This is a genomic window from Spirillospora sp. NPDC048824 (assembly GCF_043198455.1).
Lineage (GTDB): Bacteria > Actinomycetota > Actinomycetes > Streptosporangiales > Streptosporangiaceae > Spirillospora.
Window position 1 is genome coordinate 59069 of sequence record NZ_JBICUS010000023.1, and the last position, 20899, is coordinate 79967.

The 20899-nt window shown below is 72.8% G+C and carries 19 protein-coding genes; 11 read left to right on the forward strand and 8 right to left on the reverse strand.

Going from position 1 to position 20899, the window contains the following annotated elements:
• Positions 1-67: 67 nt before the first annotated feature.
• The 7 genes from ACGFIS_RS32895 to ACGFIS_RS32925 all read left to right on the forward strand — a co-directional run bounded on the left by ACGFIS_RS32895 (position 68) and on the right by ACGFIS_RS32925 (position 6707).
• The gene (locus tag ACGFIS_RS32895; RefSeq protein WP_392912727.1) at positions 68-955 is read left to right on the forward strand and encodes a hypothetical protein; all 888 of its coding nucleotides are present in this window, start codon (positions 68-70) and stop codon (positions 953-955) included.
• On the forward strand, positions 952-2046 hold the full coding sequence (locus ACGFIS_RS32900; RefSeq protein ID WP_392912728.1) for a hypothetical protein: 1095 nt from the start codon (positions 952-954) through the stop codon (positions 2044-2046). Before ACGFIS_RS32895 ends, ACGFIS_RS32900 begins: the two co-directional genes overlap by 4 nt.
• 7 nt (positions 2047-2053) lie before the next feature.
• Positions 2054-3526: a hypothetical protein gene (locus ACGFIS_RS32905; protein WP_392912729.1), complete on the forward strand. Its 1473-nt coding sequence runs from the start codon at positions 2054-2056 to the stop codon at positions 3524-3526.
• A 23-nt stretch (positions 3527-3549) separates the two neighbouring features.
• Positions 3550-4872, forward strand: coding sequence for an AAA family ATPase (locus ACGFIS_RS32910; protein WP_392912776.1), 1323 nt, complete (start codon positions 3550-3552; stop codon positions 4870-4872).
• 146 nt (positions 4873-5018) lie between these two features.
• Entirely contained in the window at positions 5019-5534 is a 516-nt protein-coding gene (locus ACGFIS_RS32915; RefSeq protein WP_392912730.1) for a hypothetical protein, read from the forward strand.
• Positions 5535-5664: 130 nt separating this feature from the next.
• Complete coding sequence (locus tag ACGFIS_RS32920; RefSeq protein ID WP_392912731.1) at positions 5665-6354, forward strand: hypothetical protein; 690 nt, start codon at positions 5665-5667, stop codon at positions 6352-6354.
• Between the two features lie 137 nt (positions 6355-6491).
• Complete coding sequence (locus ACGFIS_RS32925; RefSeq protein ID WP_392912732.1) at positions 6492-6707, forward strand: hypothetical protein; 216 nt, start codon at positions 6492-6494, stop codon at positions 6705-6707.
• An 18-nt stretch (positions 6708-6725) separates the two neighbouring features.
• Here the strand turns inward: ACGFIS_RS32925 and ACGFIS_RS32930 are convergent, their stop codons facing one another.
• The 8 genes from ACGFIS_RS32930 to ACGFIS_RS32965 all read right to left on the reverse strand — a co-directional run bounded on the left by ACGFIS_RS32930 (position 6726) and on the right by ACGFIS_RS32965 (position 17305).
• On the reverse strand, positions 6726-8267 hold the full coding sequence (locus tag ACGFIS_RS32930) for a chromosome segregation ATPase (RefSeq protein WP_392912733.1): 1542 nt from the start codon (positions 8265-8267) through the stop codon (positions 6726-6728).
• Between the two features lie 79 nt (positions 8268-8346).
• Positions 8347-9294: a prolyl aminopeptidase gene (pip, locus tag ACGFIS_RS32935; RefSeq protein WP_392912777.1), complete on the reverse strand. Its 948-nt coding sequence runs from the start codon at positions 9292-9294 to the stop codon at positions 8347-8349.
• A gap of 46 nt (positions 9295-9340) precedes the next feature.
• Positions 9341-13273: an ATP-dependent RNA helicase HrpA gene (gene hrpA / locus ACGFIS_RS32940; protein ID WP_392912734.1), complete on the reverse strand. Its 3933-nt coding sequence runs from the start codon at positions 13271-13273 to the stop codon at positions 9341-9343.
• Between the two features lie 357 nt (positions 13274-13630).
• Entirely contained in the window at positions 13631-13918 is a 288-nt protein-coding gene (locus ACGFIS_RS32945) for a hypothetical protein (protein ID WP_392912735.1), read from the reverse strand.
• Between the two features lie 144 nt (positions 13919-14062).
• Positions 14063-14353: a DUF397 domain-containing protein gene (locus tag ACGFIS_RS32950; protein WP_392912737.1), complete on the reverse strand. Its 291-nt coding sequence runs from the start codon at positions 14351-14353 to the stop codon at positions 14063-14065.
• A complete protein-coding gene (locus ACGFIS_RS32955; protein WP_392912738.1) occupies positions 14350-15180 on the reverse strand; it encodes a helix-turn-helix transcriptional regulator in 831 nt (276 codons plus the stop codon). The genes ACGFIS_RS32950 and ACGFIS_RS32955 overlap by 4 nt, the downstream gene beginning before the upstream one ends.
• A 417-nt stretch (positions 15181-15597) precedes the next feature.
• Positions 15598-16506, reverse strand: a complete 909-nt coding sequence (locus ACGFIS_RS32960) for an SDR family oxidoreductase (RefSeq protein ID WP_392912739.1) — start codon at positions 16504-16506, stop codon at positions 15598-15600.
• 34 nt (positions 16507-16540) lie between these two features.
• Positions 16541-17305, reverse strand: a complete 765-nt coding sequence (locus ACGFIS_RS32965) for an SDR family oxidoreductase (RefSeq protein ID WP_392912740.1) — start codon at positions 17303-17305, stop codon at positions 16541-16543.
• Between the two features lie 81 nt (positions 17306-17386).
• On the opposite strand from ACGFIS_RS32965, the gene ACGFIS_RS32970 reads away from it, so the two are divergent.
• Genes ACGFIS_RS32970 through ACGFIS_RS32985 form a run of 4 tightly spaced genes read left to right on the forward strand, consistent with a single transcriptional unit; the run spans position 17387 to position 20899 of the window.
• Positions 17387-18133: an enoyl-CoA hydratase family protein gene (locus tag ACGFIS_RS32970; protein WP_392973525.1), complete on the forward strand. Its 747-nt coding sequence runs from the start codon at positions 17387-17389 to the stop codon at positions 18131-18133.
• Entirely contained in the window at positions 18130-18990 is an 861-nt protein-coding gene (locus tag ACGFIS_RS32975) for a CoA transferase subunit A (RefSeq protein ID WP_392912742.1), read from the forward strand. The genes ACGFIS_RS32970 and ACGFIS_RS32975 overlap by 4 nt, the downstream gene beginning before the upstream one ends.
• A complete protein-coding gene (locus tag ACGFIS_RS32980; protein WP_392912743.1) occupies positions 18987-19775 on the forward strand; it encodes a CoA-transferase subunit beta in 789 nt (262 codons plus the stop codon). Before ACGFIS_RS32975 ends, ACGFIS_RS32980 begins: the two co-directional genes overlap by 4 nt.
• Before the next feature lie 50 nt (positions 19776-19825).
• Entirely contained in the window at positions 19826-20899 is a 1074-nt protein-coding gene (locus ACGFIS_RS32985) for an NAD(P)H-dependent flavin oxidoreductase (protein ID WP_392912778.1), read from the forward strand.

Below are 20899 nucleotides of genomic sequence, written 5' to 3' on the forward strand. Positions count from 1 at the left end.
CTCGGCGGGGACCTCGCAAAACTGGAAAACGCTGGAACTGTCTGGAAGCTCCTGTACTGTCTGCCGCATGTTCCGGCCCCCCGGCGTCCCGACCCCCGACGAACTGGAGGCGCGCATCACCGAGCTGCGCGCCGCCGTGCGGCGGGCCATGGCGACCGGCGACCGGCGGGAGGCCCGCGACCTGCGCGCCGAGCTGCGCGAGGCCGAGACGGCCTGGGACGACGCCGTCCTCGGAGACGGCACCCCCGGCGACCGGACCACCGGTGGCCGCACCACCAATGACCGGACCACCGGCGGTCGCGGCGGCGAGGAACCCGGCGCCGGTTCGCGCGGGCTGCTGCCCGTCCGGGAGCAGGTCCACCAGGCGCTGACCCTGCTCGGCGCGCCCGCCGCGCCGAAGCTGATCGGGTCGGTGTACGCCGCGTTCTTCCCCGGCGAGATCCCGGGGAGCCGGCTGACGAGCCTGCGCCGCGACGAGGAACGCTCGTTCCGCACCGCGCCGTACGCGCGGCCCTACTACCTGTGCGCCGCGCTGACCGCCGATCTGCTCGCCCCGGCCCGCGGGCTGCTCACCGTGAGCACGTGGCCGCTGGAGCAGCGGATCGTCGGGCCCCTCAGCCCCCGCACGGACTTCCTCACGTCCGCCGCCCGCCTCGCCGAGCACGCGGGCCGGGGGACGCCGTCCCCCGATGTGCAGCGGCTGCTGTGGCGTTTCGCGTCCAACATTCCCGGCGCGGTCACCGATACGGTCGGTACCGTCGATCCGGCCGTGCTCGCCGAGGCCGCCGAAGCCGAACTGGACGTGCACCGGGGACAGGACCGGCGGCGGCGCGCGTCCGCCGCCGGGCGCGCCCGGGCGCAGCTCGACGACGCGGAGCTGCTGTTCGGCAGCCGGCTGCGGGCCCTGCGGCGGTCCGGACGGCGCCCTGCCAGCAACGGAGAAACAGACCGATGACCGAGACCGCGCCGGACCTGGACCGGCTGCGCGGCGGCGCTCCCCCGCGCAATCACGACGCCCGCACGATCGCCGCGCTGACGTCCAATCCCGGCTGCGCCCGCCGCGGGGTGATGGACGCGGCGGGCGTCGACAAGGACGCGGTGGCCCGGGAGCTGGGCTTCCCCGCGCCGTTCGGGCAGTCCCAGTTCGCGATCACGCGCGGGAACGTGTTCGAGGCGCAGGTGAAGGCGGACGGGTGCGCGGAGCTGCTGACGCTGCTGCGCGAGCGGCTCGGCCTGGACGTCCCCGAGGTGGCCTACGACGACCTGGAGGTGGTCGCGGGCAACGAGGGCCGGGAGCTGCGGCATTCGCGGACCCGGCGGCTGGTCGCCCGCGCGCTGGAGACGGGTGAGGGCACGCTGTTCGATCATCCGCTGCTGCGGCTGGACATCGCCGGGCGGCTCGCCTATCTGGAGCCGGACGTCATCGCGTTCCAGTTCGCGGGGCGGCTGCACGTCATCGAGATCAAGTCGTTCGCCGTGGTGGACGGGCAGGCCGAGCCGGAGCAGGTCGCCGCGGCGGCGCGGCAGTCCGCGGTGTACGTGCTGGCGCTGCGCCGGCTCGTCGCCGAACTGGGGCACGATCCCGGGCGGGTGTCGCACGACGTGTTCCTCGTGTGCCCGGAGAACTTCTCCAACCGCCCGACGGCGACGCCGCTGGACGTGCGGCCGCAGCTCGCCGTCCTGGAGCGGCAGCTCGCGCGCATCACCCGCATCGACGAGATCCTGGCGGAGCTGCCCGGCGACCTGACGTTCGAGCCCGGGGACGGGCTCGCCGAGTCGGTCCGCGCGGTCGAGGCGCGGTACGCGCCGGAGTGCATGTCGGGCTGCGAGATGGCGCTGTTCTGCCGGAAGGAGGCGCGTACGGACGGGTCGACGGGTGCGCTGGGCCGGTCCGTCCGCGACGACCTCGGCGGCGTCGACACGATCCGTACCGCGCTCGCCCTGGCGGACGGGTCGCTCACCCCGTCCGACGACCTCGCGGAGACGGCCGATCAGCTGCGCACCGCGGCCCGCCTCCGCGCCGAAGCCCTGGAAGGGGTCGCGTGATCGGTACATGAGCGCGCTGTCCTCGCTCGCGCGGCTGGAGGCGGCGGCGGCCGGGATCGCGCGGCCGGTCGCGACGGTGCGGCACTGCCACCTGCCGGACGCGCCGCTGGTGCTCGTCCCGCTGAAGCTGGCCGGTGAGGCGGCGGCGCCGCTGGCGGTGCTGGCCGGGAGCCGGCCGGACGATCCGGCGCTGCTGATCGTGCCGCAGCCGCGCAACCGGGACCTGCGGTTCGCGTTCGCCGCCGACCTCGCCAAGCTCGTGCTGAACCACATCGAGACGAGCCGCGGCGAGGTGGAGGAGCTGCCGCCCGGCAAGGAGGGCGAGGAGCGGATCCGGTACGGGGACGCGCCCCAGCTTCTCGTGCCGAACCGGGGCGGTGTCGCGTTCCTGCGGATGGTGGGGCGGTCGACGCGGTTCCGCAGCACGGAGGGCCGGTACGCGGTGGACCCGGCGGTCCCGGTGCTCGGCCGGTGGCTGACATGGTTCGCCGACCGGTACGACCATCCCGGGTCGTCGCTGCTGGGCGCCATGACGGAGATGCTGCGGATGCACTGGGCGACGGGTCAAAGTTCGCTGGAGGACGGCAACCTCGCGGCGCTGATGGGCTGGATCGACCCGCCGGACGGGCTGGACGGCCCGGCCGCGGCGGCGCGCGCCGAGGACCCGGTGACATGCCCGCCGGCGGGGCCGACGACCGACCCGACGTTCGACAACGAGGTCCTCGCCCCGGCGATCGCCGCCTACGACCGGGCGGGCGGCGGCTCCCGCGCCGAGGAGCGGCTGCGCACGGTCCTCGCCGGCCAGCTCACCCCGACGTGGGACCTGATGTGGCGGGCCGTCGCGCTGCTGCGCGCGCTGCCGGAGGGGGCGAGCGTGCCGAAGCGGTGGGAGCGCGACCGGGACGCCTTCACCTACTACCACCAGACGTTCGGCGAGGCGTATCCGCAGGCGCGCCGCGACCCGCCCGTCCGCGCGGCGCGGCGGCTGCACGACCTCGAACGCGCCCAGGACGCCTACGACGCGCAGCGCGCCTTCGACGACCCGCTCGTCATGGCCGAGCACCGGCTGGCGGGCCAGGCGTTCGGCGGCGTGGTCACCGAATGCGACCCGGCCCGCCTCGACGAGACGGGCAAGCGGCCGAAGCTCCGCCCGCACTTGCGGGTCGGCACGCGGGATCCGGTGCGGCTCGACGCCGGGACGACCGTGTGCAACGCCGCGCGGCCGGCGCTCAAGGGGAGGATCGTGGAGTTGGACGACGGAGCCGTGCTGCTGGAGCTGACCGGTGGGATGGGCCGCAAGCTCACCCCCGAGCCGGGCGCCGTCCCCCAGGTCGGGGACCGGGTGTGCTTCACCTCGCTGACCGAGGGTTCGTTCGGCGCGGCGAAGTTCCCCGACCGTGACGACACGCCGTGGACGCACGGCGGGCCGCCCGAGGAGTACGTGCCGACCCACGAGGACGCCGAAGAGGAATGGTCTTGACCGGACATGCGGGCCGCCACCTGATGCCGGTGGCGGCGGACGAGCTGGACCCGTCCGAGGCGGCGGCGCGGGTCGTGGACGACGTCCTCGCCGATCTCGGCGGCGGGCACCGCGGCGTGGTGGTCGACTCCCCGCCCGGCGCCGGGAAGTCCACGCTGGTCGTCCGCGCCGCCGCGCACCTGGCCGCGGCCGGCGAGCGCCTGATGATCGTGGCGCAGACGAACGAGCAGGTCGACGACCTCATCGAACGCCTCGCCGGCAAGCACCCGGACGTGACGCTCGGCCGCCTGTCGGCGTCGGGGTACGTGCCGTCCGAGCGGGTCATGGCGCATCCGGCGGTGCGGGTCGCGCAGAAGGCCGGCGACCTGGCCGAGCACACCGTCGTGATCGCCACCGCCGCGAAGTGGGCGACGCTGCCGGACGGGTCGTGGCCGTGGGCGATCGTGGACGAGGCGTACCAGATGCGCTCGGACATGCTGCTGCGCATCGCCGGCCGGTTCGAGCGGGCGCTGTTCGTGGGCGACCCCGGGCAGCTCGACCCGTTCTCCACCGTCGAGGTGGAGCGCTGGGCGGGCTTGGCGTGGGACCCGATGCGCAGCGCCGTGTCCGTCCTGCTGGCGCACAACCCGGACCTGCCCGTCCACCGGCTCCCGGTGTCGTGGCGGCTGCCCGCGTCCGCCGCGCCGGTGGTGTCGGAGGCGTTCTACCCGTTCACCGGGTTCCGCGCCGGAACCGGACCGGGCGACCGGCGGCTGGAGTTCGGGGCGCGCGGCATGGGCACCACCTACGACCAGGCGCTCGAAGAGGCGGCGGCGACGGGCTGGGCCTTCTACGAGCTGCCGGCGCGGCACACGCTGCGGACCGACGCCGAGGCGGTGCGCGCGACGGCGGCCCTGGCCGTCCGGCTGCTGCAGCGCGGTCCCGTCGCGCACTCCGAACTCGGGTCGGGCCCGGTCGACGCGGCGCGCGTCGCGATCGGCGCGGCCCACCGCGACCAGGTCACCGCGATCCGCGCCGCGCTCGGCCGCCACGGCGAGGGCATCACCGTCGACACCGCGAACCGGCTTCAGGGCCGCGAGTACGACGCGACGGTCGTGCTGCACCCGCTGTCGGGGCGCCGCGACGCCACCGCCTTCCATCTGGAGTCCGGGCGCCTGTGCGTCCTGGCGTCCCGGCACCGGCACGCGTGCGTGGTGGTGGCGCGGGCGGGCATCCCCGAACTGCTCGACGCGCATCCGTCCGCCGAACCGGTGCATCTCGGCGTGCCGGTGAAGTTCCCGGACGGCTGGGAGGCCAACCAGGCCGTCCTCGCGCACCTGGCGCGCCACCGCGTCCCCGCCGGCTGACCACGGCCGGTGGTCACGCGGGAGCCACCGGAAGTGAAGAGTCAAGGAAGATCTTCCACGTGCCCGGGTTCGCGGTGCCCGGGTACGAGCGAGGGCCCCGGACGGATACTGTGAGAGGCCGGTGCCTCAGCGATCAGGGGAGGGACATGGAGGACATCGGCTTCATGTGCGCCCGCTGCGGCGGCGAGGTGCACGACGTCACCCACAACCGGGAAGGTTCGCTCGACGGAGTGGGCTACCGCCACAACCGGCGGGTGGAGCCGTGGGACCACGAGCTGGAGCTCGCCGTCGGCGAACCCGCCCCGCAGGACCAGGGCTGCGACTTCTGCGGCACACCGGGGCCGAGCTGGCTCTACTACCCCACGCTGGACCCCGAGGACACCGACATGTTCGAGGTCGAACTGGACACCACGCAGCTGTCGGACGACGACACCGCCGTCGCCGTCCTCAACATGCTCTACCCGTGGTACGCCTGCGACACGTGCTCCGTCCTCGTCGCCGACCGCAACATCGACGTCCTCATCGACCGCGCCCTCGACCGCACCCCCGTCCACGAGGACGGCCCCGTCGACGAGGAGACCGTCCGCGCACGCCTCAAGGGCTCCCTCTCGGTGTTCTTCACCACGCGTCCCGGCCGCCCCCAGCCGTCGCGCGCCGTGTAGCCCCGTTTTACCCGCCTCCTTCGCGCATTGGCGGCCTCCTCCATCGCCGGGGGTGGTGGGACGAAGTGTCGGAGCGGGTCATTAAGATCGGTGCCGTTTTATTGGGGTGTGCGTTACCACGGGGGACACGGTGATCATTGACGGGCGGTTCCACGGGCCGGACGGGTCCGGGAACGGCGGATATGTGGCGGGGCGCCTCGCGGGGCGGGTGCCGATCGACACGGTGACGGTGACGCTGCGGCGGCCGCCGCCACTGGACACCGAGATGACCGTCACGGCCGAGGACGAGCGCGGGCACAGCGTGCGGCTCTGGGACGGGGAACTGCTGATCGCGGAGGCGCTCGCGGGGGCGATCGTGGTGCCGCCCATCGCACCCGTCCCGTTCGAGCGGGCGCTGGAGGCCGCGGAGAAGTACCGGGCGGCGGAGAGCCACCCGTTCCCCGGCTGCTTCGTGTGCGGGCCGGAGCGGGAGCCGGGCGACGGGCTGCGGCTCGAACCGGGGCCGGTCGCCGACGCCACGGTCGCGGCGCCGTGGGTGCCGGAGCGGGTGCCGGAGCGGGAACTGGTGTGGGCGGCGCTCGACTGCCCCGGCGGATGGTCGTTCGACGTGGCCGAGCGTCCTGCCGTACTCGGCACGATGACCGCCCAGGTGATGGGCGTGCCCGAGGCCGGGGAGCGGTGCGTCGTGCTGGGGCTCGCGCGCAGCCGCGAGGGCCGCAAGATGCACGCGGCGACGGCGCTGTACGGGGCGGACGGGCGGCTGCTGGGCCGCGCCGAGCAGATCTGGATCGAGATCGACCCGGAGCGGTTCGGGCGCTGACCCTCGGCGGCCGATGATCCGTTCGCGGCCGGCCCGGTCCGGTTCCGCATGGTTTCCGGAAATGTGTCGCCGGACATTGTCGGGGCGGCCGGTTCCGCTGTTCAATTTGAGCTTCCGCGAAAACGGAGGCGGGTCTGATGAGCGGAAACGTTCTACTGCTCCTGGGGGTCGCCGCCCTGGCGATCTACATGGGAGTGCACTGGGAACGCGCCCGCCGCGCCGTGTGGGACCTGCGGCTCAGCCGGCGGCGGATCGTCGGCCTGCGGCAGGCGGCGGCGCGGGAACGCGGCCATGTCGCGATGATCTGGGCGGTCGCGGCCCTGGCGCTGTTCCTGGCGGTCAGGTACGGCTGAGCCGGGGCCGCGCGTCCGTCAGGGGCCGGTGAAGAGGGGGTCCTCCCGGTCCGCGCCGTTGACCGGGCGGGCGTGGTTCGGGGGGCCGGCGCCGGGCACGGGGGTGTTCCCGGTGTTCGGACCGGGCGTCCCGTTCGGGGCTGGCGTCCCGTTCGGACCGGGCGTCCCGTTGGGGACGGGCGCGCCGAGCGGCAGCGGGGGGCCGTGGTGCGCCTGCGGCATGCTCGGGACGGGCCCGCCCATCGGGGGCGGTCCCGGCGGCATGGCGGGCTGCGGTCCCGTGCCGTGCGGGTGGGCCGGCGGGGGCATCGGGTTGCCGCCGCCGGGCATCCGGCCGCCGGGCGGGACGCCGGACGACAGCGTGCTGTGCGTGAACTGGTCGATCTGGCGGCGGGCGCGGTCGGCCTCGGCGCGGGCCGCGTCGCGTTCCTCGGCGAGGGCGGTGAGCGCGGCCTGCTGCTCGGCCACCGACTGCGACAGCTGCCGCAGCTGAACCGCCTGGTCGTTGATCTTGCCGGTGAGCTCGTCCCGCTCGGCCGTCGCCGCCTGGGCGTGGGCCTGTGCGGCGTCGCGTTCCTTGGCGGCCTCGTCGGCGCGCGCCTTGGCGCGGACGACCTCCGCCTCCGCCTCGGACTGGGCGCGCAGGGCGGCGGTCCGCTCGGCCTCGGCCTTGCTGGCGGCCTGCATGGCGCGCTGCCGCTGCGCCTCGGTGTCGCGCATGGCGTTGCGGAGGTCCTCGGCGCCCTGCTTGGCGACGGCGGCCTCGACGCGCTGGGACTCGGCGGCGCCCTCGGCCTCGGCGAACCTGGCGTGCACGGCGACGAGTTCGGCGCGGGCGTTCTCCAGCGCGGCGAGCAGTTCGGTCTCGCGGGCCGCGACGCGGTCGCGCTCGCTTTCGGCGGCCAGCTTCGCGCTGATCGACTGCTGCGCGATCTGGTGGGCCTCCTCCCACGCCTGCTGCGCGGCGTCGCGCTTGGCGGTGGCGAGTTTCGCCTCCTCGCGGGCGCTCGCCGCGTCCCGCTCGGCGGTGTCCGCGCGCTGCCGGAACGTCGACGCCTCCTGCCACACCTCCTCGGCGCGGCGCTGGGACGCGTCGCGTTCGCTCTGCGCGATGGCGAGCTCGCGGGCGGCCTCGGCGCGCACCTCGGCGACGCGCCGCTCGACGCCGGCGACGCTCAGCTCGGACGTCAGGGAGTCGGCGAGCACGTCGGCGGCCTTCTCCAGCCGTTCGACCATCTCCCATGCCGAGGCGACCTGCCCGGTGAGGCCCGGCGCGTCCCGGCCGCGTTCCCTGCGGTCGCGCGCCTCGCGGGCGCAGGCACCGTCGTTGTCCTGGCAGTAGCGGACGGTGCGGACCGCTCCCATCGGCTGGGGCACGGGACGTCCGCAGTTGGCGCAGGGCCACACGGTGACCGGTTCGCCCATCCGGGCGACCGCCGTTTCGGCGGATCCGCCGGCCCCCCTGCCCCCGTCCCCCGCGCCTTCGGAGACCGCGCCGGCCTGGGGAACCGAAGCCGTCCCCTGGGGGCCGCTATTGTCGCGCTCTTCGCTGTTAGGCATGGAATGAACCTTACGCACTGATGCGCGGGACTGCAGTGACTTGAGTGGTACATGTGGGGGTGCCCACGTAGTAGCGAAGTTAGCAAAAACGGTCGGTCGCCTCGATGAGGCGGTCGCGGATGCCGGGCTCGGAGCCGCCGTGGCCGGCGTCCTCAACGATGTGGAACTCCGCCTCAGGCCAGGCGCGGTGCAGATCCCAGGCCTGGTCCGGCGGGGTCTTCATGTCGTAGCGGCCGTTCACGATCACGGCGGGGATGTGCCGGATGCGGTCGACGCCCGCGAGCAGGCCGCCGTCCGGGAGGAAGCCGCCGCGGGAGATGTAGTGGTGCGTGATGCGGGCGAACGTCACGACGAGGGTGTCGTCCAGGTCCGGCGGGGGGACGGGCAGGAGCGTGTTCGCGGCGAGTTCCCAGCCGATCCACGCCCGGGACGCCGGGATGTGGACGGCGGGGTCCGGGTCGCCGATGCGGCGGCCGTAGGCGGCGATCAGGTCGTCCTGCTCGGCGGGCGGGACGGCCTCGCGGAACGCCGCCCACTCGGCGGGGAAGAGGTGCGCCGCGCCCGTCGGGGTGAACGCCCACGCCTCGTCCGGCGGGCGGACGAGGTACACGCCGCGCAGCACCATCTCCGACACGCGGCCCGGATGCGCCTGCGCGTAGGCGAGGGCGAGGGTGCTGCCCCAGCTTCCGCCGAACACGAGCCAGCGGTCGACGGCCAGGTGCTCGCGCAGCCGTTCCATGTCGGCGACCAGGTGTGGAGTGGTGTTGTTCTCCAGCGATACCGCCGGGTCGCCGGCGTTGGGGACGCTCTGCCCGCAGTTGCGCTGGTCGAAGAGCACGATGCGGTAGGCGGACGGGTCGAAGAACCGCCTGTTGTCGGGCAGCAAACCCCCACCGGGGCCGCCGTGCAGGAAGACGGCGGGTTTGCCGTCGGGGTTCCCGCAGGTCTCCCAGTAGATCCGGTTTCCGTCACCGACGTCGAGCAGCCCGGAATCATGCGGTTCGGCCGGTGGATAGAACTCCCGCAACCCCATGAGACCAGTCATACCCGACAATCGATCATGCCGGGGCGGGTCAGAGCTGGGCCATCGCCTTGCGGATGCGCTTGTCGGAGACGGGGAACCGCGTCCCGAGCTGCTGGGCGAAGAGGCTGACCCGCAGTTCCTCCAGCATCCAGCGGACCTGCCGCGCGGGCTCGTCGTCGCGGCGGGACGGGTGCAGGCGGCGCAGCGCCTGCTCGTACTCCTGCGCGAGGACGCCGACCTGGTGCGCGAGCATCCGGTCGCGGCCGGGGTTCTCGGGGAGCTTGTCGAGCCTGATCTGCAGGGCGCGCAGGTAGCGGGGCAGGTCGGGCAGCCGCGCCCATCCGGTCGCGGTGACGAACCCGGGATGGATGAGCGCCGCGAGGTTGCCGCGAATCTCGGTCAGCGCCGGGACGAGGGTGAGGCTCGTGGTGCCGCGCAGCCGCCGGTCGGCCTCGTGCGCCTCGGCCAGGATCCGTTCGACCAGCTCGACGATCTGCGCGGTCGCGTCGTGCAGGTCGGCGCGGACGCGGTCGTACAGGGCGCGGTAGCCGTCCTCGTCCCAGGCGGGCCCGCCGGCCCCGGCGATGAGCCGGTCGGCGGCGGCGGTGACGCAGTCGTCGAAGAGCGCGGTGACCGAGCCGTGCGGGTTGTGGCTGAGCGCGAGCTTGCCCTTGTTGGTGAGCCGGCCCCGGATGAGCTTCACCGGCGACGGCGCGTTCAGCAGGATGAGCCGCCGCGTGCCGAGCCACATGGCGCGGCGCTGCTCCGCCTCCGTCTCGTACATGCGGACGGCGACGCCGTCGCCCTCGTCGGTGAGGGCCGGGTACGCCTTGACGTCGTAGCCCGCCTGCTTCTGCTCGTAGGTGCGGGGCAGCTCCCCGATCGTCCAGTCGGTGAGCCCGGAGCGTTCGATGGTGGACGCCGCCTTGGACAGCGTCCCGCGGACCTTGCCCGCGAGGCGGCGTTTCAGCTCGTCCAGGTCGGTGCTCTCGCCGAGCGTGCGGCCTCCTCCGTTGGAGCCGTCGTCCACGACGCGGAACGTGATGCGCAGGTGGGCGGGGAGCCGGGACGGGTCCCATGCCTCCCGGGCGACGGGCACGCTCGTCATCGCGGTCAGCTCGCGTTCGAGGGCGTCCAGGAGCGGCTCGGCGCGCGGCGCGACGCGGTCGAGGACCTTGCGGGCGTAGTCGGGCGCCGGGACGAAGTTGACGCGCAGCTGCTTGGGCAGCGACCGGATCAGCTCGGTGAGCAGCTCGGCGCGCAGGCCGGGGACGAGCCACTCGAACCCGTCCGGCCGCACCTGGTTGAGGACCTGGACGGGGACGTGCACGGTCACGCCGTCGGCGTCGGCGCCCGGCTCGAACTGGTAGGTGAGGCGCAGGCGCAGCGCGCCCTGCTTCCACACGTCCGGATAGTCGGCCTCGCTGACGCCGCCCGCGGTCTCGTTGATGAGCATCGACTTCTCGAACCCGAGGAGGTCCGGGTCCGCCTGCCGGGCCTTCTTCCACCAGGAGTCGAAGTGCCGCCCGGAGACGACGTCGTCGGGGATCCGCTCGTCGTAGAAGTCGAAGAGGGTCTCGTCGTCGACGAGGATGTCGCGGCGCCGGGCCCGGTGCTCCAGTTCCTCCACCTCGTCCAGCAGGGCGCGGTTGTCGTGGAAGAACCGGTGGTGGGTCTCCCAGTCGCCCTCGACGAGCGCGTGCCGGATGAACAGCTCGCGGGACAGCCCGGGGTCGATGCGGCCGTAGTTGACGCGGCGGTCGGCGACGATCGGCACCCCGTACAGCGTGACCTTCTCGCGCGCCATGACCGCGGCCTGCTTCTTCGACCAGTGCGGCTCGCTGTAGTTGCGTTTCACCAGGTGCTGTGCGAGCGGTTCGACCCACTCGGGCTCGATCCGGGCGTTGATCCGCCCCCAGAGCCGGGACGTCTCGACCAGCTCGGCCGACATGACCCAGCGCGGCGGCTTCTTGAACAGCGACGACCCGGGGAACACGGCGAACTTCGCGCCGCGCGCGCCGATGTACTCCAGGCCCCGGCGCTGCTTGTCCTTCTTGTCGACGTCGGCGAGCCCGATGTGCGACAGGAGGCCCGCGAGCAGCGAGGTGTGGATGCGGTCGGGTGCGGCGTCGGTGGTGTTGAGCGTGACTCCCAGGGACTTGGCGACCTGCTTGAGCTGGCCGTGCAGGTCCTGCCATTCGCGGATGCGCAGGAAGTGCAGGAACTCGCTCTTGCACATCCGCCGGAACGCGCTGCCGGACAGCTCCTGCTGCTGCTCGCGCAAATAGTTCCACAGGTTCAGGAACGCCAGGAAGTCGGACGTGGGGTCGGCGAAGCGGCGGTGCCTGTCGTCGGCGGCCTGCTGGTTCTCGGCGGGACGCTCCCGCGGGTCCTGGATGGACAGCGCCGACGCGATGATCAGCACCTCGCGGACGCAGCCGTTCTTGTCGGCCTCCAGGACCATGCGGCCCAGGCGCGGGTCGACGGGCAGCTGGGCGAGGCTGCGGCCGAGCGGGGTGAGCCGCTTGCGGGGGTCCTTCTCCGACGGGTCGATGGCGCCCAGCTCGTGGAGCAGGTCGACGCCCGCCTTGACGTTGCGGCGGTCCGGCGGCTCGACGAACGGGAACGCCGCGATGTCGCCGAGCCCGAGGGCCGTCATCTGCAGGATGACCGACGCGAGGTTCGTGCGCAGGATCTCCGGATCGGTGAACTCCGGGCGGGACTCGAAGTCCTCCTCGGAGTAGAGCCGGATGCACACGCCGTCGGACACGCGGCCGCAGCGTCCCTTGCGCTGGTTCGCCGACGCCTGCGAGACCGGCTCGATCGGGAGCCGCTGCACCTTCAGGCGGTGGCTGTAGCGGGAGATCCGGGCCGTGCCGGGGTCGACGACGTACTTGATGCCCGGGACGGTCAGCGACGTCTCGGCGACGTTCGTCGCCAGCACCACGCGCCGCCCGCGATGCGGCTGGAACACCCGGTGCTGCTCGGCCGACGACAGCCGCGCGTACAGCGGCAGGACCTCGGTCGCTCCGCGCTGCCGGGTGAAGTGCTTGGTCAGCGCGTCGGCGGTGTCGCGGATCTCCCGTTCGCCGCTGAGGAACACCAGCACGTCGCCGGGGTCCTCGCGGCCCAGTTCGTCCACGGCGTCGACGATCGCCTGGATCTGGTCGCGGTCGGGGTCGGCGGACGGGTCGTCCGGGTCGGCGACGGGCCGGTACCGGACCTCCACCGGATACGTGCGCCCCGACACCTCCACGATCGGCGCCCCGTCGAAGTGCTCGGAGAACCGCTCCGGATCGATCGTCGCCGAGGTGATGATCACCTTGAGGTCCGGACGGCGCGGCAGGATCTCCTTGATGTAGCCGAGCAGGAAGTCGATGTTCAGGCTGCGCTCGTGCGCCTCGTCGATGATCAGCGTGTCGTACCGGCGGAGCAGCCGGTCGGTCTGGATCTCGGCGAGCAGGATGCCGTCGGTCATCAGCTTGACGAGCGTGTCGTCGCCGGAGCGGTCGGTGAAGCGCACCTTGTAGCCGACGGCGTCGCCGAGCTCGGTGCCGAGCTCCTCGGCGATGCGGTCGGCGACCGTGCGGGCGGCGAGCCGGCGCGGCTGGGTGTGCCCGATCGAGCCGAGCACGCCGCGGCCCAGCTCAAGGCAGATCTTGGGGATCTGGGTGGTCTTGCCGGAGCCCGTCTCCCCCGCGACGATCACGACTTGGTTGTCGCGGATCGCGGCGAGGATGTCGTCCTTCTTCTGCGCGACCGGCAGCTGCGCCGGGTAGGTGATCGCGGGCACGGCGAGGCGCCGCCGCTCCACCCGCCGCCCGGCGGCCTCGATGTCGGCGGTGATCTCTTCGGCGACCTTGGCGCGCCGCCCGGCGTCGCGCATCTTCTCGGCGCCGTCGATCCGGCGGCGCAGCCGGTGCCGGTCGCGCAGCATCAACTCCGGCAGGCGCGCGCGCAGGTCGGCGAGCGGCGATCTCACAGGCGTCCTCATAATCATCGACAAGAATAGGATCCCGGGCCGCGCGGCCCGCCCCGCGGTGCCGAAGCCGCCGGGGCCGGGCCGAGGAGGCGGGTCCGCAATCTTCGCACCGTAACCGCCGCGCGCGACCGCGGCGATCGTTTTTCCGCGGGCCCGAAACCGACAACGCACCGCCGGGGATCCCCATTCCGTTCGCGTCCGGCTCCCCGGAGCCGGAACGGTGGGGCGCCCGCCAGAGCCCGCCCGTGCGGCTGAGGGAAGGACCGACTCCGCTGACGGCCCAGGAGACGAAACGAGGCCCCTGGAGAGCTCTGCCCAGGGGCCCATCACATCGGACGTGTTACGCGTCCGTGCCTTCTACTCGTCCGTGCCTTCGAGGCGGGCGACCACACGGGCCAGAACCCCGCTCATCTCCTCCTGCCGGGCGGCGATCTTGCCGATCTCCCCCATGAGCAGATTGACGGCCGACCCAAGCTCCTGCCGCACAGAGCCGATCTCCTGCCGCACAGAGCCGATCTCGTGCTTGAACTCGGACTTCAGCGAGTTCAGCTCCTGGTGGAGATAGTCCTTGGTGACCAGGTCCTGGAGGTCGTCCTTGGTCGCCAGGTCGGCGAGCGTGACCTGCTCGAGGGGCTTCGACGCCATGACGGGCATGCTACCTGTCCTCCTTGTTCCGGGGGGGTGTTCGCCGGTTGGCGAGTTCCACCTTGGCACACCCCGGGGACAATCCGTGCCCGGTCGATCACGCTGTGAAGTTCGGCCTAAAGTTGTGAAGACCGGGTCGGCAGGTCAGCGGAGGTCCAGGGCACCTGTTCTGATACGGCGGGAGAGGGCGTCCCACGCGTCTGGTGTGAAGGCCAGGGAAGGGCCGTCCGGGTTCTTGGAGTCGCGGACGGCGATCAAGCGCGCGTGTTCCGCGCACGCGCAGCCGAGCCCGGCCACTTCCACGCACTGGCCGCCCTGGTCACTGCTCCGCGTGCTCGTGCGCCACTGGGCTGCGGTGAGCCGGGCGACTTCCACGCAGTCGCCGCCCTGATCACTGCTTCGGCTGCTCTTGCGCCAGCGAATCTCACCGCTCATGGCCCTCCGATCATCCCTGCCATCATCTGGACGGATTCGTCGGGCGGGAGTGCGTTCGCGCGCAGGAGGTCGAGCCGAAGCCGGCAATCCTCGACCTCCCCCTCGGTTCCGATGATCTGCCCGCCCCCGAATGCCTCAGCGTAGGCCAGGTCCTTCTGGTCCGGAAGCGAGAACAAGGTCATCGGCCCGCTCATCCCCGCATGCCCTCCGGCGGCGAAGGGGAGCACCTGGATGACGATGTCCGGGGATTCGGAGGCTTGCACCAGCCAGGCGCACTGGTCGCGCATGACCTTGGCGCCACCGACCGGACGCCGCAGGACGGCCTCGTCGAGGATGACCCACAGGTATGGCGGGTTGTCGCGGTTGAGGATTTCCTGGCGCCTCATCCGGGCCGCCACGTGGCGTTCGATCTGCTCGTCGGTGTCACGGACCCGCCCGTTGCGGATCTGTGCGCGGGCGTACTCCTCCGTCTGGAGCAGGCCGGGCACGGCTTGCGGCTCCCACTCCAGCATCGCGGTGGCCTCGGACTCGACCTCGACGAACGGGCGGAACCACTCCAGGTAGGAGCTGTCGATGATGCGCTTCCAGAGGCGTGCGAGTGCGCCACCGGTGCCGAGGGCCCTGTCGGCCGCCTTGATGAGCTCCGGCTTGGGGGCGCGCCTGCCCTTCTCGATCATGCCGATCAGGGACGGTGACACGAAGGCCCTGCGGGCGAGCTGCTCCTGGGTGAAACCTGCCTGCTCGCGATAGAAGCACAGCTCATCGCCCCAGTAGGCGAGGGCCGCGCCGCCCGCGACCGTGGTGGTGCTCGACTTGCGGGACGCCATCGCCGACTCCCTCATCTCGTCGCCGCGTCTTCACTCGGGGGACCGTGGATCTCACAGATCTTCACAGGTGATGCGAAGACGCACTCAGAGTAAGCGGGCGGCGCCATTCTGTGGGGCATGACGACGATTTCCACCCCGCACGACCTCCGTGAGGAAGCGACCGAATTGGCCTTCGAGTGTGCGCCGCGCCGCTTCGCCCTCTGCTGGATCGGCTTCGAGGAGGACGACGGCGGCATTCTCGCCTGGGGGCTCCAATTCGGAACCGACCAGGCGGTGACTGCGGGGAGGGCGGGGGCGGCCTCGGCCGTTTCGCGTCCGCCGAGGACGCCCGCCGCCTCTATGCCCGCGCGAGAGAAGTCCTCCTCGTCTGGATCGACGAGGACGCCCCCTCGCCGCTTCCGGACGCGCCGTAGACGGTCAGCCGGCGCCGTAGACGGGTTCGGGGGCCGGGGCCTTCGCGAGGAGGCCCGTGACGATCTCGCCGACCTCGGCCGGGTCCCACTTGGCGCCCTTGTCGGCGGCGGGGCCGTGCCGGAAGGCGTCCATCACGCAGATCTTGCCGCCCTCGGCCTCGAAGACCCGTCCGGTCACGTCCCGCGACTGCGCGGACCCGAGCCACACGACGAGCGGGGAGACGTTCTCCGGCGCCATGGCGTCGAACTCGCCCTCCGCCGGGGCGGCCATCGTCTGCGCGAAGACCTCCTCGGTCATCCGGGTGCGGGCGGCGGGCGCGATCGCGTTGACCGTCACCCCGTAGCGGCCGAGTTCGGCGGACGCGACGAGCGTCAGGCCGACGATGCCGGCCTTGGCGGCGGAGTAGTTGCCCTGGCCGACGCTGCCGAGCAGGCCCGCGCCGGACGAGGTGTTGACGACCCGGGCGTCGACCGGGCGGCCCGCCTTGCTCTCGGCGCGCCAGTACCGCCCGGCGTGCTTGAGCGGCAGGAAGTGGCCCTTGAGGTGGACGCGCATGACGGCGTCCCACTCGTCCTCGCCGAGGTTGACCAGCATGCGGTCGCGCAGGAACCCGGCGTTGTTGACGAGGGTGTCCAGCCGCCCGAACGTCCCGGTCGCCGCGGCGACCAGCGCGGCCGCGCCGGCGTCGGTGGCGATGTCGTCGGTGCTGGCCACGGCCCGCCCGCCGAGGGCCTCGATCTCCCGGACGACGTCGTGCGCCGGCCCCTCCGAGGCGTCGCCGGTGCCGTCCCGCGCGACGCCCAGGTCGTTGACGACGACGAGGGCGCCCTGCCGGGCGAACTCCAGGGCGTGCGCGCGGCCGAGCCCGCGCCCGGCGCCGGTGACGGCGACCACCCGGTCCTTGCAGATCATCGCGACTCCTTCTGTGCTCACGCTTGTTGGGGGTTCACGGCTTGTTGGCGGTGGCGGCGTCCAGGAAGGCGGGGCGCTCTCCCCCGCCGTGCAGGAGCACCGACGACCCGGTGACATAGGACGCGAGGTCGGACGCGAGGAACACGCAGGCGGCGCCGACGTCGTACGGATCGGCGAGGCGGCCGAGCGGGACGGTCCGCTCCACCGCCGCGATGCCCGCCTCGTCGCCGTAGTGCAGATGCGACGACTCGGTGCGGACCATGCCGACCGTCACGGAGTTGACGCGGATGTGCGGCGCCCACTCGACGGCCAGGGACGTGGTGAGGCTCTGCAGGCCGGCCTTCGCGGCGCCGTAGGCGGCGGTGCCGGGCGACGGCCGCTGCCCGCTCACGCTGCCGATGTTGACGACGGAGCCGCCGCCGCCCTCCAGCATCCGCGGCCGCAGCGCCCGCGCCATGATCAGCGCCGAGGTCAGGTTCAGTTCGATGATCTTGATGTGGGTGCGCAGCTCGCCGTCGGCGAGCGGCAGGAACGGGGCGCCGCCGGCGTTGTTGACCAGGATGTCGGCGCGGTCCAGCCCGTCCGCGAAGGCCTGCGCGGCGGCCGGGTCGCGGGCGTCCAGCGAGACGAACCTCGCCGTCCGGCCGCCCGCCTCCGGAAGCGACTCCGGCTCGCGCCGGGCCACCGCGACGACATCGGCGCCCGCCTCGAGGAGGGCGCGGCTGATCCCGGCGCCGACCCCCCGCACACCGCCGGTGACCACGGCGGTCTTGCCGCCCAGATCGAGCGTCAGTGCCATCGCGTCTCCCGTGGCATAGCGCCTCCCTTGTCCGCCTCTGCTACCTTCTGTTCTAACAAATGTTTGGTGGAAAGGTAGCGCATGGGAGTCTCCACCACGACCCTGGACGGGGTCGCCGAGATCGTCGTGGACGCTCCGCCGGTCAACGCCCTGACCGTCGCGGGCTGGTACGAACTGGCCGACGCGATCCTCGCCGCGGGCCGCGACCCGGAGGTCGGCGCCGTCGTGCTCCGCGCCGGGGGCCGCGGCTTCAACGCGGGCGTCGACATCAAGGAGATGCAGAACACCGAGGGCCACGCCGCCCTGGTGGGGGCCAACCGCGGCTGCTACGCGGCGTTCGCCGCCGTCTACGACTGCGAGGTCCCGGTCGTCGCGGCCGTCCACGGATTCTGCCTCGGCGGCGGGATCGGCCTCGTGGGCAACGCCGACATCGTGGTCGCCTCGCAGGACGCCTACTTCGGCCTCCCGGAGGTCGACCGGGGCGCGCTCGGCGCCGCCACCCACCTCGCGCGGCTCGTCCCGCAGCACCTGATGCGCGCGATGGTCTACACGTGCCGCAACGTCACGGCGGACGAGCTGCACCGCCACGGCTCGGTGCTGGAGGTCGTCCCGGCCGGCGAGCTGCGCGCCAAGGCCATGGAGGTCGCCGCGAACATCGCCGCGAAGGACAGGTACGTCATCCGGCGCGCCAAGGAGTCGCTGAACGGCATCGACCCGGTCGACGTGAAGCGCAGCTACCGCTACGAGCAGGGGTTCACGTTCGAGCTCAACCTCGTCGGCGCCGGCGACGAGCACCGCGACGCCTTCGTCGCCAAGGGGGCCAAGTGAGCAAGGTTCTGTCCATCGAGGAGGTCGCCGGGTCGCTGGAGAGCGGCATGACGATCGGGATCGGCGGCTGGGGCTCGCGGCGCAAGCCGATGGCGCTCGTCCGGGCGATCCTCCGCTCCCCCGTCACCGACCTCACCGTGGTCTCCTACGGCGGGCCGGACGTGGGGCTGCTGTGCGCCGCGGGCAAGATCCGGCGGCTCGTCACCGCGTTCGTGACGATGGACACGGTGCCGCTGGAGCCGCATTTCCGGCAGGCGCGGCAGTCGGGTTCGATCGAGCTGACCGAGTACGACGAGGGCATGTTCATGTTCGGGCTGTACGCGGCGGCGCACCGGCTGCCGTTCCTGCCCACCCCCGTGGGCCTCGGCTCCGACGTGCTGAGGGTCAACCCGGAGCTGAAGACGATCCGGTCGCCGTACGAGGACGGCCGGGAACTCGTCGCCGTCCCGGCCCTGACGATGGACGTGGCGCTCGTGCACATGAACCGCGCCGACGCCCGCGGCAACGCCCAGTACCTCGGCCCGGACCCGTACATGGACGACCTGTTCGCCAAGGCGGCGGACCGCACCTACGTGTCGTGCGAGCGGCTCGTCGACACCGCCGACTTCGCCAAGGAGGGGCCGATACAGTCCCTCCTGATCAGCCGGTCGCACGTGACGGGCGTCGCGGAGACGCCCAACGGGGCGCATTTCACCGACTGCGCACCCGACGCCGGGCGGGACGAGGCGTTCCAGAAGCTCTACGCCCAGTCGGCGGCCGACCCGGACAAGTGGGCGGCGTTCCAGGACCGCTTCCTGTCCGGCGACGAGGCCGCCTACCAGGACGCCGTCCGGGTCTGGCAGGAGGAATCCCGATGAGCACCACGAGCAGCACCGCAGGCAACACCGCGGGCAGCACCACGGGCAGCACCACGGGCACCGTCACGCGGGCCGAGGTCTGCGCGGCCGCGTGCGCCGACCTGTTCCGGGGCGACGGCGAGATCGTCGCGGCGGCGGTCGCCGGGTTCGTGCCGATGCTGGGGTCCCGGCTGGCGCGGGCCACGTTCGAACCGGACCTGCTGACCACCGACGGCGGGCCGGCGCTGAGCGCCGAACCCGTCCCGCTCGGCGCACCAGCGGCGACGGCCGAGGGCTGGCTGCCGTTCCGCGACCACCTGTGGCTCGTCCTCAACGGGCGGCGGCACGTGGTGATGGGGCCGAGCCAGATCGACGCTCACGGCAACACCAACATCTCGTGCATCGGCGACTGGGAGCGCCCGGCGCGGCAGCTCCTCGGCGTGCGCGGCGGGCCGGGCAACACGCTGCTGAACACGACGAGCTACTGGGTGCCGAAGCACTCGACGCGGGTGTTCACCGAGAAGGTCGACATGGTGAGCGGCGTCGGCTGGGACCGGGGCGCGCACGAGATCCGCGCCGTGGTGAGCAACCTCGCCGTCCTCGACTTCGACACCCCGGACAGGCGGATGCGGCTCCGGTCGGTGCATCCCGGCGTGAGCGTCGGCGACGTCGTGGCCGCCACGGGCTTCGAACTGGCCGTCCCGGACGAGGTGCCGGAGACGCGGCTGCCCGGCGGCGAGGAGCTGCGCATCATGCGCGAGGTCCTGGACCCCAAGGGTCTGCGAGAGAGGGAAGTGCCCGCATGAACGAAGCGAACCGGGGAGAGCAGGAGGCCGTCCCCCCGCAGGCGGCGGGCATGGGCGAGCAGGTGCTCGACACCCCGCTGACGCGGCTGGCCGGCGTGCGGCACCCGGTCGTCCAGACCGGCATGGGCTGGGTGGCCGGCCCGCGGCTCGTCACCGCCGTCGCGAACGCCGGTGGCCTCGGGATCCTCGCCTCGGCGACGATGACGCTCGACCAGCTCGCCGACGCGATCCACGAGGTCAAGGACCGCACGGACGCGCCGTTCGGCGTCAACCTGCGCGCCGACGCCGGCGACGCGGGCGACCGCATCGACCTCCTGATCAAGGAGGGCGTGAAGGTCGCCTCGTTCGCGCTCGCACCGAAGAGGGAGCTGATCGCCAAGCTGAAGGACGCCGGGCTCGTGGTGATCCCGTCGGTCGGCGCGCGCCGGCACGCGGAGAAGGTCGCGGGCTGGGGCGCCGACGCCGTCCTGGTGCAGGGCGGCGAGGGCGGCGGCCACACCGGTCCCGTCGCCACGACGCTGCTGCTGCCGCAGGTCGTGGACGCGGTGGACATCCCGGTGATCGCCGCCGGCGGCTTCTTCGACGGACGCGGCCTCGCCGCCGCCCTGGCCTACGGGGCGGCGGGCGTCGCGATGGGCACCCGGTTCCTGCTGACGTCCGACAGCTCGGTGCCGGACGCGGTCAAGCGCGTGTATCTGGAGACCGGCGAGACCGTGGTGACCCGGCAGGTGGACGGGATGCCGCACCGGGTGCTGCGCAGCGAGCTGGTCGACACCCTGGAGGGTTCGGGCCGCGTCGGCGGGCTGGTGCGGGCGCTGCGCAACGGCGCCCGATTCAAGAAGCTGACCGGGATGTCATGGCGCGAGATGATCGCCGACGGGAAGGCGATGAAGCACGGCAAGGAACTGTCGTGGTCGCAGGTCCTCATGGCCGCCAACACGCCGATGCTGCTGAAGGCGGCCATGGTGGACGGCCGTCCCGACCTCGGCGTGATGGCGTCCGGCCAGGTCGTCGGCGTCATCGACGACCTGCCCGGCTGCGGTGACCTGATCGAGGGGATCGTGAAGCAGGCGGCGGAGGCGATCGCCGCCCAGAGCTCGTACCTGGTGCGGGTTCGTACCTGA